Origin of the sequence: Filimonas lacunae, from assembly GCF_002355595.1 — a bacterium.
In the GTDB taxonomy this organism is placed as follows: domain Bacteria; phylum Bacteroidota; class Bacteroidia; order Chitinophagales; family Chitinophagaceae; genus Filimonas; species Filimonas lacunae.
Window position 1 is genome coordinate 4,399,996 of record NZ_AP017422.1, and the last position, 12,696, is coordinate 4,412,691.

The 12,696-nt window shown below is 45.9% G+C and carries 14 protein-coding genes; 9 read left to right on the forward strand and 5 right to left on the reverse strand.

The features are described from left to right. Window positions 1-29: 29 nt before the first annotated feature. From lptE to FLA_RS17510, 6 genes are all read left to right on the forward strand, one after another. The gene (lptE, locus tag FLA_RS17485; protein WP_084206435.1) at window positions 30-572 is read left to right on the forward strand and encodes an LPS assembly lipoprotein LptE; all 543 of its coding nucleotides are present in this window, start codon (window positions 30-32) and stop codon (window positions 570-572) included. Between the two features lie 61 nt (window positions 573-633). Beyond that, entirely contained in the window at window positions 634-3,009 is a 2,376-nt protein-coding gene (locus tag FLA_RS17490) for a hypothetical protein (RefSeq protein ID WP_076381387.1), read from the forward strand. Window positions 3,010-3,024: 15 nt separating this feature from the next. Further along, window positions 3,025-3,378 (forward strand): preprotein translocase subunit SecG, encoded by a 354-nt coding sequence (secG, locus tag FLA_RS17495; protein ID WP_076381386.1) that lies wholly within the window; start codon window positions 3,025-3,027, stop codon window positions 3,376-3,378. A 103-nt stretch (window positions 3,379-3,481) separates the two neighbouring features. Continuing rightward, a complete protein-coding gene (gene mltG, locus FLA_RS17500) occupies window positions 3,482-4,501 on the forward strand; it encodes an endolytic transglycosylase MltG (protein WP_076381385.1) in 1,020 nt (339 codons plus the stop codon). After that, the gene (locus tag FLA_RS17505; protein ID WP_076381384.1) at window positions 4,498-5,451 is read left to right on the forward strand and encodes a YihY/virulence factor BrkB family protein; all 954 of its coding nucleotides are present in this window, start codon (window positions 4,498-4,500) and stop codon (window positions 5,449-5,451) included. Before mltG ends, FLA_RS17505 begins: the two co-directional genes overlap by 4 nt. 19 nt (window positions 5,452-5,470) lie before the next feature. Then, window positions 5,471-6,079 carry a thioredoxin family protein gene (locus FLA_RS17510; protein WP_076381383.1) on the forward strand — a complete coding sequence of 203 codons (609 nt, stop codon included), beginning with the start codon at window positions 5,471-5,473 and terminating at the stop codon, window positions 6,077-6,079. An 87-nt stretch (window positions 6,080-6,166) separates the two neighbouring features. On the opposite strand, the gene FLA_RS17515 is transcribed toward FLA_RS17510, so the two are convergent. Continuing rightward, a complete protein-coding gene (locus tag FLA_RS17515; protein ID WP_076381382.1) occupies window positions 6,167-6,652 on the reverse strand; it encodes a TlpA disulfide reductase family protein in 486 nt (161 codons plus the stop codon). Between the two features lie 290 nt (window positions 6,653-6,942). Here FLA_RS17515 and FLA_RS17520 point away from each other — a divergent pair, with 290 nt between their 5' ends. Then, the gene (locus FLA_RS17520; RefSeq protein WP_076381381.1) at window positions 6,943-8,130 is read left to right on the forward strand and encodes an MFS transporter; all 1,188 of its coding nucleotides are present in this window, start codon (window positions 6,943-6,945) and stop codon (window positions 8,128-8,130) included. 222 nt (window positions 8,131-8,352) lie between these two features. Here FLA_RS17520 and FLA_RS17525 read toward each other — a convergent pair whose 3' ends face one another. After that, a complete protein-coding gene (locus FLA_RS17525) occupies window positions 8,353-8,958 on the reverse strand; it encodes a TrmH family RNA methyltransferase (RefSeq protein WP_076381380.1) in 606 nt (201 codons plus the stop codon). Between the two features lie 53 nt (window positions 8,959-9,011). Between FLA_RS17525 and FLA_RS17530 the strand changes: the two genes are divergently transcribed. Both FLA_RS17530 and trxA read left to right on the forward strand, forming a co-directional pair. Continuing rightward, window positions 9,012-9,410, forward strand: a complete 399-nt coding sequence (locus FLA_RS17530; RefSeq protein WP_076381379.1) for a DoxX family protein — start codon at window positions 9,012-9,014, stop codon at window positions 9,408-9,410. Window positions 9,411-9,626: 216 nt separating this feature from the next. Further along, window positions 9,627-9,944 carry a thioredoxin gene (gene trxA / locus FLA_RS17535; protein ID WP_076381378.1) on the forward strand — a complete coding sequence of 106 codons (318 nt, stop codon included), beginning with the start codon at window positions 9,627-9,629 and terminating at the stop codon, window positions 9,942-9,944. 80 nt (window positions 9,945-10,024) lie between these two features. Here the strand turns inward: trxA and FLA_RS17540 are convergent, their stop codons facing one another. The 3 genes from FLA_RS17540 to nirD all read right to left on the reverse strand — a co-directional run bounded on the left by FLA_RS17540 (window position 10,025) and on the right by nirD (window position 12,672). Beyond that, window positions 10,025-10,840, reverse strand: a complete 816-nt coding sequence (locus FLA_RS17540) for a formate/nitrite transporter family protein (protein ID WP_076381377.1) — start codon at window positions 10,838-10,840, stop codon at window positions 10,025-10,027. 8 nt (window positions 10,841-10,848) lie between these two features. Then, a complete protein-coding gene (locus tag FLA_RS17545) occupies window positions 10,849-12,210 on the reverse strand; it encodes an alginate export family protein (protein WP_076381376.1) in 1,362 nt (453 codons plus the stop codon). A 78-nt stretch (window positions 12,211-12,288) separates the two neighbouring features. Beyond that, on the reverse strand, window positions 12,289-12,672 hold the full coding sequence (nirD, locus tag FLA_RS17550) for a nitrite reductase small subunit NirD (RefSeq protein ID WP_076381375.1): 384 nt from the start codon (window positions 12,670-12,672) through the stop codon (window positions 12,289-12,291). Window positions 12,673-12,696 lie beyond the last annotated feature (24 nt).

Genomic DNA, 12,696 nt, shown 5'->3' on the forward strand with positions numbered 1-12,696 from the left:
AAGGCCAACTAAAAAAGAAAACGGAGCAGATGAATAACTTTATCCCCCATAGAAAAACTAACAGGTTGTTACGCACTCCTGTTCTTTTCCTTTTTGCTTTTTCCTTTTTCACGCTGCTTTCCTGTGGTGTGTACACTTTCAGAGACGTATCTATCGACTACAGCAAAATCAAAACCATTAAAATAAGCTATATTGAAAATAAGGCCCGTTATGTGAATGCGCAGCTGAGCCCGCGTGTAACCGACGGCTTACAACAAAAAATAGCCAGCTATACAAAATTAACGCGCACTACTAACGACGATGCGCATTACCAGATCAGTGGTTATATTAATAATTATAATGTAACTACCTCGGCCATTGCGGCCAAACAGGCGGCCACCAACCGTTTAACAGTTGGCGCACATATTGTATTCAAAAACACGGTAGAAAATAAAACACAGGAGTTTGACGTAAGCCGTGATTTTGATTTTGCTGCTAATTTAACCTTGCAGGAAGCAGAGGGAAGACTGATGGATGATATTGTGAAAAACCTGTCGGACGAAATTTTCAACCGGATTTTTTCAAACTGGTAGCAGGAAATAGTATTTTCATGGCTTGAAACCTGGGGCCTCTTAAAAACAATTATTATTGCGGATGAATCTGGTAGAAGATAAAATAGTGCACTTGCTTACGGGCAAACCTAACCTGAGTCAGGTTACGGTGGATGAATTACTGGCCATTACCGATGAGCAGCCCTTCTTTTCAGTAGCTCAATTGCTGCTTACTCAAAAGATGAAGCAGGTAAACCATCCTGGTTTTACCCATCAATTGCAAAAAACGGCCCTGTTTTTCCCCAACACATTCTGGTTAGACCAGCATTTGCAGGCCCAGCCCGCCAGTGCCAACCAGTTTGCACCCCAAAACACATTTACACCGCCAGCAGAACCGGTGGTGAACAATCCGGTTTATACACCTGCGGCCGAGCCAGAACGCGCGCCGGTTTCAGAACCAGTTCCGGTTCAGGAATCAGCCCAACCGGCTTTATCAGTAAATGACAGCTACGCATCTTATCTGCCACAGCAAGATTATGCAGCAGCTTCTAATACCACTACTGAGCCAGCCAACACACCGGCTTATCCTTCTTCCATCAACGACACACTTTCTTCTACTACCCCACCGGCAGCAGAAGAACCTAAAGTATATGAGCCCTGGTATACCAACCCGGCTTTCCAGCAACCACAAGACACTACTACCCCTGTTCAGGAATCGGCGCCACAGTCGTACGAACCTGCTCAGGAAATAAAAGCAACGCCCAGTGTAAACGACAGCTACTCTGCCTACATGCCGCAGCAAAACTTTGGCCCTGCAGAGCAGGAGCCAGCCATAGTAGCACCAGAGGAACCCGTTGCTACTATTCATGATACAGTTACCGCTCCGGTTGAGGAAACTACACCGGTAGCACAGGAATATACACCGGCAGTGGAATTTACCCCTGCTGCGGAATTTGTGCCTGCAGCTGAAATAACAGCAACTTCAGAAACTGCTACTGCTACAGAACCAACACCTGTAGTGGAAGAAAAAGCACAACAGGAACGTCCACAGCATGTGGTAGATCTTTCTGATTATCCAACAGCAATGGCTTATGCGCCTGCAGAAGCATATACTCCTCCAACAGAATATACCCCCTCTGCAGAATTCACTCCGGCAGCAGAGCAAGCGCCTGCTACAGAAGTTGCACCGGTAGCAGAAAACACGCCATCGGCTGAATTTACGCCTACAACAGAATACACTCCGTCAACAGAATATACCCCGGCAGACAATTATACACCTGCCGACAATTATGTTCCGGCTGAAAATATTACAGGAGCAGAAGCCGCAGCAGAAACACCTGTAGCGGTAGAAGAAACTCCAGCCACTACCGCTACTGTAGAAGAGCCTGTGGTAGTAAACAACGAAGCTGCCTTCCAGAACTTGCTGGCACAGGCACAGGAAGCTGCCACTACACCAGAAGCAATCTCTCCTGAAACAGAACAGCCAGCTGCACAACCGGAAGCTGCGGTGGAAATCACTGCGCCAGTTGTAACAGAGGAAGCAGCTGTAGTATCCCTGGCTTCCGAGCCGGTAGAAGAAGCTTCACCGGAAGTGATCAGCCCTGCTGCCGAAACTACGGCTGCAACGGTTGCACAACCAGAAACGAATACAACCAGCAGTTCTTACCGCTTATCCCGCCCACCAGTGATAGAAGTGACAGAAGACACTTCTGTTCAGGCCACACCAGCTGCGGAAACCACACCTGCAGAAGCTCCCGTGAGCGTAGAAGAGATAGCAGAAACAGCCGCTACACCAGACGACCAGTTTGTGCCTACTGATGTTTATTCCGGCAAAACTGCCGAAGAACAGGCAAAAGAAGAGGTGCTGGCTATACAACAAAGCTTTACAGATTCCGGCATAGTAGAGGTAACTTCTGAAGGAAATAACCCGGCAGATGTATTGCCGCCACTGGATGACAATACCGACGGACCAGAAATTATCACTTCCGAACCTGATAGTAAAGATACCTTCCGCTTATCCGAAATGCTGTCGTCACAGGCTGCTGCATTTAATAAGCCGCTGGACAAAAAAGCCTCTACTTTACCGTTTGGCCTGGAACCATACATGATTGACTATTTTGCCTCTCAGGGTATTAACCTGGAAGAAGTGCTGGAAGCCAGCGCTGACGACAGCCTGGGCAAAAAAGTAAGGAAGTTCACTGACTGGTTAAAACAGATGAGACGCATTAACCCACACCCTGCCGATTTGGGAACAGATAAAGCCCAGGAACAGGAAGTACAGGGAATTGCCGCCCTTTCTATCGAAGCGAGGGAGATTTTAACTGAGTCAATGGCCGATGTGCTGGTGAAACAGGGTAAAATAGATAAAGCCATTCAGCTATATTCAAAATTAAGTTTTTTGAATCCAGCCAAAACTGCGTACTTTGCCGCTAAAATAATAGAAACAAGCAAGATGGGAGGCAAAGGCGCTTCTGCTTAAAACAACCTTATTTTTATGACACTTCTTTTTTTCATTCTTATTGTACTGGCTTCTGTAATCTTAGGTTTTATTGTATTAGTACAAAACCCTAAAGGTGGTGGTTTATCAGGTAACATTGCTGGTTTTAGCAACCAGTTTATGGGTGTAAAGCAAACTACTGACGTTTTGGAAAAAGGAACCTGGCTGTTTTCTGGCATCATTGCCGTTTTATGCCTGGTTTCTACTTTATTTTTCAGAGGTAACGCCGGTGGTCCTGACACTTCTATCCTGCAGAAAGTAAACACAAATACCAGCGCTCCTGCTGCAACCCAGCAAGGCCCCGCTCCGGTAAGTGCTCCTACAGCAGCTGACAGCAACGCCAAACCATAAGAAAATCGAGTATCGATCATATTTTTTAAACCCTGTCTGCTAACACAGACGGGGTTTTTATTTATATTGGCATCCCTAAAATTCCCCATTTAACCATTCTATTATGAAAAAGATATTGCGCCTGCTGTTTATAGTGATTCTGTTGCTGGCGGGTGTGCTGTATTGGTTGTTATTTACCTCCGCTACCCGTTTTGACGAAAAAAGCAAATACGTACATGTATATGAGCAAAACACCGCTGAATCGGAGATGATGGAGCAGTTATCCGGTTCGTCGCTGGTAAATAATACAGGCCTTTTCCGCTTTGTAGCTTCCCGGCTGAATGTATGGAAGCGCATCAAACCCGGCCGTTTTGAAATTACCAAAGGACAAAGCCTGATGAGCATTGTGCGTATGCTGCGTAACAACAAGCAGGTGCCTTCCAAGCTGGTGATCAACAAATTAAGAGTACCGGAAGACCTGGCTAAACTGATAGGTAGAAATTTCCGTACTGATTCAGCCACTGCCATGCAGTTTTTAACCAATAAAGATTCCCTGCAAAAGCTGGGTGTAGATAGTGATAGCTGGCTAACCCTGGTTATTCCCGACACTTATATCATGAACTGGAACACTTCTACCTTTAAAATACTCTCCCGCCTGAAAAGCGAACAGGAAGATTTCTGGACCGCTGAGCGTAAGCAAAAAGCCATTAACCTGGGGCTTACTCCCGAACAGGTATACGCTTTAGCTTCGATTGTGGAAGAAGAAACCAATGCCAACCAGGAAAAAGGGAATATAGCCAGCGTATATATGAACCGCATTAGCAAAGGCATGGCCTTAGGCGCTGACCCCACCATCAAATTTGCTTTAAAGAACTTTGCGTTACGCCGTATTCATTTTGGCGATTTACAGGTGGCCAGTCCGTATAACACATACCGCAACAAGGGGCTTCCTCCGGGACCTATTTGTACCCCTTCTAAAATAACCATTGATGCAGTACTGGATGCACCACGTACCGACTACCTGTTCTTTGTGGCCAGCGCTGAACTCAACGGCACACACCATTTCAGCAGCACTTATGCCGAACACCAGCAATATGCCAAAACCTACCAGGAAGAGCTTAATAAAAGAGGTATCAATAAATGATTAAAATTCAGCGCATACTATTCAATACCAAACCCTTTGTTTTTATCCGTGAAAAAAGCAAACGCGTAGTACTGCCGGGCATGGAAGGATTGCCCCTGTACGATGTAACCCGTTTCTTTTTTAAACAGGTAGGCAAAATGCACATGAATGAAAGAGCAGCTGCTATTTCTTATAACTTTATCATGGCCATTCCGGCCGCCTGTATCTTTTTGTTCACCCTGCTCCCCTACCTGCCTGTGTCCCGGCTGATATCCCAGGAGCTGTTTCGCTTTGTGCGTGACCTTACACCTAATAAGGAAACACGTACACTGGTAATCAACTTCCTCGACGACTTCTTTAACAAACCCAAAACCGGCCTGTTGTCAGTGGGTTTTATACTGGCCATCTTTTACTCGTCCAACGCAGTAATGGGCATTATACGCACGTTCGACCGCAGCCTGCCACAGAAATACAAAAGCAACTTCATACACAAAAGATTACGTGCCATGAAGCTGACCACTATTGTAATTTTCCTGATACTGGGCACCACGCTTATTTCATTAGGGCAAGGCACCCTGTTCCGGTATATCATGCACAGCCTGGGCATTACAGACGCAAGGGTAAAATACCTGATACGCAGTTTGCGCTGGATTGTAATCGTCTTCCTTTTCCTGTATTCTATCGGTGTAATATACAAGTATGCCCCTTCTGTAAAAAAAAGGTGGAAAATATTGTCTCCGGGTGCGTTTTTTGCTACCTTTTTAACCATTTTAGTCACCTATGGCTTCTCGGTGTGGGTACAGAATTTTTCCAATTACAATAAGATATATGGATCTATTGGTACCGTGCTGGTGATTATGCTACTGGTGTTTTTAAACTCGTTTATATTGCTGATAGGTTTTGAACTGAACGTGAGCATTACCTTGCTGAAAGAAGAACGAACCGGCAGCACACAAACATTCACTCCATAATTATTTTAAAACTATAGCAATGAAAAAAACATTCACTTTACTGGCAGCAGCAGCCATGTTAGCTACATCGGTGCTGGCACAGAATATCACTTCTTTAAGCCTGGGCACTGCCCTTCCTTTAGCCACTGCTAAAATGAAAGATATATCAGGTAAAGAAGTATCGCTGAATGATGCCAAAAAGAAAAATGGCTTATTGGTAATGTTCTCCTGCAATACCTGCCCTTACGTAATCAAAAACCAGCAGCGCACTAAAGAGATAGCTGCTTACGCTTTAAAAAACAATATTGGCGTGATTGTGATCAACAGCAATGAAGCACAAAGAAGCGATGCCGATTCGTATGATGCTATGAAAACCTACGCTACTGCACAAGGTTACAACTGGTATTATACCGTAGATACCGATTCTAAAGTAGCCAACGCTTTTGGCGCCACCCGCACTCCGGAGGTTTTCCTGTTCAACAGCAAAGGCACCCTGGAATACAAAGGCGCTATTGACGACAACCCATCTGATGCTTCTGCAGTAACCCGTCAGCACCTGCATGCTGCAATTGATGAAGTAGTAGGTGGTAAAGCCATTTCGGTGAAAGAAAGCAAATCAGTAGGCTGCACCATTAAAAGACAGTCGTAAGTCAAACAACTGGTTCTATATAAAAAAAGCGGTGCTGATCAGCACCGCTTTTTTTATATATTCATTACCCGCATTACCGGAAATATCTTACTTCAACAATGCTTCCAGCTCCAGTTTAAACTGTGGCTCGGTCAGTTGCCTTCCCACAAATTTGCGGTAGCCTTTGGCTTTATTAATAAACAGACTGGCAGGTATGGCACCCTCCCAGGTAGAATCTACCTTAGGGCAAAAGCTATCGGCATTGGTTTCTTCCAGCCATACAATCTGCGAGCGATAATTGCTCTTTTTAGCAAAAGCGGCAATGCCTGCGGGAAAGTCTTCTTTAAAATCAAGGCTTACCAGTAACAGTTTTACCGGGCCGTGAGCGCTGTCGTATACATTCCTTTCAAACCAGGGAATTTCATGCACGCAGGGGGCGCACCAGGTAGCCCAGAAGTTTACAATAACAGGCACATCGCTTTCGGCTGCTATCTTCAACACATCATCCATCTTTACCCTTTTAACAGGCTGTTGCTGCGCATATGCCCCGGCTGTTGCCCATACGATCACGGCGGCTAAAAACCATTTTTTCATAGCTACTGATTAATTCACTTGGTCACTTAATGCCATGAAGATAGGTTAGAATGCCTTTTTTGCCCCGCCCCAACATATAATTTTACGCTATATTTGCGCCGTTCATGCGACCCGATTATCCAAATAAACATTTTCCCGACCAGCGCAATTGTTATATAGCGCTGATTGCCGCCCTGGCAATGGATAGCTCCGTTTTATAGTTACCTCTCTTTTTATTGTCGATTGCTTGCATACCTGGCACTTGGTGCTATGGCCCTATTTGTTTGTTGTTTACGTTTAAAATCCAATATATGCAGGCTCCCGGAATTTCACGTTCCAGAATTATTTTAATGGCTATAGCTGCCGGTGTATGTGTAGCTAATATCTATTACAACCAGCCATTGTTAAAGGCAATGGCCACTACTTTTCATACCGATGAAAAACACATTGGCCTTTCGGCGGTGCTTACACAAGTAGGCTATGGCTTTGGCTTATTTTTTCTTGTTCCGCTGGGCGATAAGATCAATAAGAAAAAACTGATCCTGTTTTTACAGGGCTGTTTAATCGTATTGCTTACCGGCATTGCGTTAAGTCCTAATTTATATATGCTGTATACCTGCTGTGCCTTACTGGGCTTGCTGGGAGTAGCTGCGCAAGTAATATTGCCCATGGCGGCAGGAATTGATCCTGCCAACCGCGGACGTAACCTGGGCATTGTATTCACCGGCATTTTAACCGGGGTATTACTGGCCCGTGTGTTCAGCGGCTTTATTGCACAATGGCTGAGCTGGCGTTATGTATATGGCATTTCGGCCGTGATGGTTTCTGGTGTGGCCCTCATTACCAAATATACTTTCCCCGACGCCCCTCCGGCTTTCCAGGGCACTTATGGCAGTTTGCTACAATCGACCGCTTACCAGTTAAAACGCTTCTCTATGCTGCAACGGGCAGCGTTGTTAGGCGCGCTGGTGTTTGGCTTATTCTGCTCATTCTGGACCACGCTAACCTTTCACCTGAGCAGCGCTCCTTTTCAATACAAACCCGACACCATAGGCCTGTTTGGCTTACTGGCTGCTGGCGGCGCTTTACTGGCCCCCGTGTTTGGCAAACTGGCGGATAAAAAAAGCCCTGCTTTATCACAGGCATGCAGCCTGGGATTGATCATTGCCAGTGTAGTAGCAATGAAATTATTTCCCTACTCAGCCGGATCGCTGGCGATAGCTATTGTAGTGCTGGATATTGGCGTGCAGGCAACCCTGGTAACGAATGCCACTTCTATTTACACACTCGATGCTGCATCGCACAGCCGTATTAACACGGTGTATATGACCATTTACTTTATGGGTGGCGCTGCCGGCACTTTCACCGGTTTGCAATGCTGGCAGGCAGGTGGCTGGCAAACAGTTACCTGGCAGCTGATCATCTGGAGCGTGTTGGCTTTAGTGTTGGTGATTGGTGGTATTGTAAAACAAAGAAGATTAGCATTAACCTCTTCATAAACTATAAGAAACAAGAACTAACTTACCTGAAGCAAAACCGATACCTCAACAATATTCTACCAAAAGCCCTCCTGCGTAGCTACGCAGGAGGGCTTTTGGTATCTAAGTTTTCTTATCGTCTGATTATGAAATGACAGTTAATAGTATAAGTAATGCTGCTGCATAGTCATTCTCCCCTGTTAGCAGCAGGCTGAAACAACGGAATAGAACAATAGGATGTAACTAATTATCCGTCAACCCTTCTTTATACCCTTCACTCCACTGCACTTTCAGTTCTGCCATTCTTGCTTCCGGTAAAGCAGGCGCATCGTAATGGCCGGCTGCTTTTTTCTGGCGGTAAGCTTCGTAAATACATACGGCACAGGCAACGGAAATATTCAGGCTTTGCAGCATGCCTGCCATCGGGATATTAATGTTACCATCTGCCAGCGCACAAAAAGCTTCGCTTACACCCCGGCGCTCATTGCCCAGTACCAGGGCGGTACTTTGGGTAAAATCCACATCGTAAATGCTTACCGAATCGCCGGTTAAGCTGGTGGTGAGTATGCGTTGATAACGGCTACGTAATACCGCTACACATGCTTCCAGGTTATCAAAATGGTGCAGGGTAACCCATTTTTCGGCACTGCGGCCGCTTACAAATTTGTATTTCTCCGGGCGGGGGCCTTCGGTGGTGATAATGTAAATATCCTGTATGCCCACCGCATCGCAGCTACGCATTACCGCGGTAACATTTCGGGGGTCTTCCACGTTTTCCAGCACTACTGCTAAACCTGGCTGACGCTTGTTTAATGCACCTAATAGTTTGCCCTTCCTCTCCGGAGTCATAATTTAATGAATTGGCGGCAAAGGTATGGCCTGTCGTTTGCCGTTAAAATAAAATGAGAAAGATATTGCTGTATACACAGGCTGTATTTTATGCGCTTGCCGGCATTAACCACTTTACCAACCCCGAAATGTACCTGGCCATTATGCCCCCCTGGCTTCCCTGGCACCTAACACTGGTAAATATCAGCGGCGCGCTGGAAATAATAACAGGACTGCTGCTTTTGCCCATCCGCACCCGCAAATGGGCAGCCAGGGCCATTATTCTTTTATTAATAGCCATTTTTCCGGCCAACATTCAAATGCTGATCAACTTTATCCGGGAGCACAATCCTTATATTGTATTAGCAATCATACGGTTACCGCTGCAGCTATTACTTATTCGCTGGGCATGGATATTTCAGAACGACCATCCGGATAATATGCCCGGCACACCTGTTACCAAATCGTACTAATACCATGATAATCAGCTGTTTTGCCAGCATAACTTTCAGGCAAGGCTATCTATCACAGGCAAACCGCAACAATTGCGGAAATGACGTGTTAGCTTATAAGGATGACTTATTGACATTAATAAACATAAGTGGAAAAGTCAAAAATGCACTTTTGGGCTTTTGGAGTTAAATTTGACAATTCGATTGTTATTGGTTGAACATTTAAAACACAATTATATGGCTTTAGAACTTACAGATGCCAACTTCCAGACAACGGTGCTGGACAGTGACAAACTCACAGTAGTAGATTTCTGGGCAGAGTGGTGTGGACCTTGTCGTGCCATCGGACCAGTTATTGAAGAATTAGCTAAAGAATACGACGGCAAAGCAAACATAGGCAAACTGAACGTTGACAATAACCCTAACGTTAGTGTTAACTACGGTATCACTTCTATTCCTGCTATCCTTTTCATTAAAGGTGGTAAAGTAGTAGACAAGCAAATTGGTGCTGTACCTAAGTCTGTACTGGAGAAAAAAATACAGGCTCACCTGTAATAATCATATTATGATGGGTTAAAGCCCTCTGCCAATTGGCAGGGGGCTTTTTTTAGTGGGTATAGATAGTATAAATTACATCAGGATGCGTTGGATGCCGGCAGCTCCCCTGCTTTTTTACCATGCGTCATATACAGGGCTAAACCGGTAAAAATTACCCCGCCGGCAATATTGCCCAGGGTTACAGGCAGCTGGTTACTTAACCACCAATCGGCCAGAGTTACCTTAGCGCCCAAAAACATGCCGGCCGGTATTACAAACATATTTACCACAGCATGCTCAAAGCCCTGCGCAAAAAAGATAAACACCGGCAACCAGGCCGCCAGTATTTTACCTAAGGTAGCAGTAGAAGTAAGCGACATTACCACGCCCATCGTTACCATCCAGTTGCACAGTACTCCTTTTACAAAAGCGGTTACTATACCCGCAGCTCCGTACTGCATATAGCCGGTGGTTTTAGATTCTGCTATTTTAATAATAGCTGCGGTAACAGCATTGGCACTGGCATGGCCGGCACTGGTAACAGACACCCAGAACAGGCAGGCATATAGCAGCCCGCCCAGCAGGTTGGCGGTGAACACCAGCAACAGGTTTTTCAGCATTTCACCAAAGCGAATGCGCCCATCGGCAAAAGCAGCCGGCAGCAGCGCAAAACTTCCGGTTACCAGCTCAAAACCCATTAATACTACTATTACAAAGCAAGCCGGAAAAATGGCAGCACCTACAATAGCCAACCCGGTTTGCGTAGTGGCAGTGATAGCCAGCGTGGTGCCAAAGCCTAAAATGGCTCCTGACAACATGCCGCGTATCAACAAATCGGAAGGCGAGAGTTTTACTTTATCTACTCCTGACTGTATCATCAGGCTCACTACTTCGGCTGGTTTCTTATAATCCATAATCACAGTTATTTAAAAAGAAAGGAAGGTTTAATATTAATCATCACGTAAGCCCAGTCAGCACCGCTTTTGGCATTGCTCACGTTTTTTACATAGGCCAATGAGGGGGTAGTAAAAAAATGACTGTAGCCAGCTTCCAAGGTTACCTGCTGCGTAATGGCATAGTTATACACCAGGTCCACCTCCTGCCCATAGCTTTTACCGGAACCGTTGGGCTTGGCAGGGTTATTAATGGCTGATGCACTGGCAAACTGGTGCACATCGGCAGTCATCACGCTTTTCGCATTGGGTTTCCATTTTAGTTTCAGGTAATAGTCCAGCAAGCCGGTATTACCAAAAGCACTGGCGGCATAGAAGTAATCCATCAGCCCCCAGAATTTATGCGGGGTGCCATATAAAGGATCAAACGCCTTGCTTTTACCCGAGCTGGTAGTGCCACCACTGGTGTAATCAAAACCAGCCCCTATAGTAAAAGGCTTGCTTACTTCGTATGTGGCCAACAGGTTGGCCATACCGCCTTCCAGCTTTTGCCCCGATGCATTTCTGCCCAGCTGATAATAAGCACCTGCGCTTACTGTGAGGTGCCGGAAGCTATTCAAAAAATATACACCCGTAGTCATACGGTTCCAGGCCCCATTGTCATATACTTTAGAAACGGTGGTGGCCACTGTATCGTAATGGAATTTATTGAACTGATCGGCCAGGAACAAAAAGGAAGCGCTGCCTGTTTTCCATTGTCTGCCTGCATATAGGTACTGCAGGCTTTTATAAATAGTGCCGCCATTGGTGCCACCCGCATTATTACCGGCAGGCGTGCTGTTATAAATAGTTCCGGCAGCATTTTCTTTATTCTGGTTAAAGGCAAAGCCTGCATGCAGTTTCCAGGCAGCGGTTTCATATTTCAGCACGGCCGCATCATGCCTTCTGGCCTGCTGCAGCCAATCCAGGTTACCCAGCAAACGCTGATCGTCGTACACCAGTTCCTGCCGGCCAATTTTCAGGTATACTGCCTGATTTTTCACTACAGTATCTGTCAGTTGTATTTCGGCCCAGGCTTCGTGCAGTAACAGGCCATTGTTATCGGCTGTGGTGGTTCGGTTAATAGTACTGGCATCCTGCCCCCACACACGTGCATCCTGCACGGTAAGGCCCAGCTTTATACGATAGGCATTGTATAACAAGCCCAGCCGGGTACGTTGGGAAGTAAAGAAAGCCGGATCGGCGCCGTGCGCAAGAGGAGCGCCCTGGCCATTTCTGAATTCGGTGCGGGTGCGTAGTTGTGCATTAATGTTCAGTTGTGCATGCAACAGGTTATGGCATAACACTCCCGCCAGTGCCAGTGACACTGTTAACAGTAGTTTTGATTTCATGTACTTTTGATTGTGTTTTAAATGATAGCGCTTGTTTAAAACAAAAGCCCGGACAAGGTGCCTCCTGCCGGGCTTCACTTAAGCCAGTGCTTCTACCAATGCCTCATCGTTATGAATGCCAATATACACCTGGCTTCCCTCCAATTTTACCGGATAGATCTTCAGTCCGCAGGTATCGTCGCCTGTTAAACAACGCCCGTCTATTAATGAAAATGTTTTTTTATGAAAAGGACACGCCACTTTAGGCTCACCACCCTGCGAGCCGATCATACCGCGACTGATGGCCATTTGCTGCCTATGCGGACAAAGGTTTTGTGATGCAAACCACTCGTTACGGCGGGTAAAATGAAACAGGGCAATCTGCTCCTCTCCATACTTTACACATACGCCGCCATTATCGGGAACCTCTTCTTTCTCACATGCTTTAAACCAGGTAATGTTTTGTGTGCTGTTGACAGACATAGTACTATTTTTAGGTAAATGAAG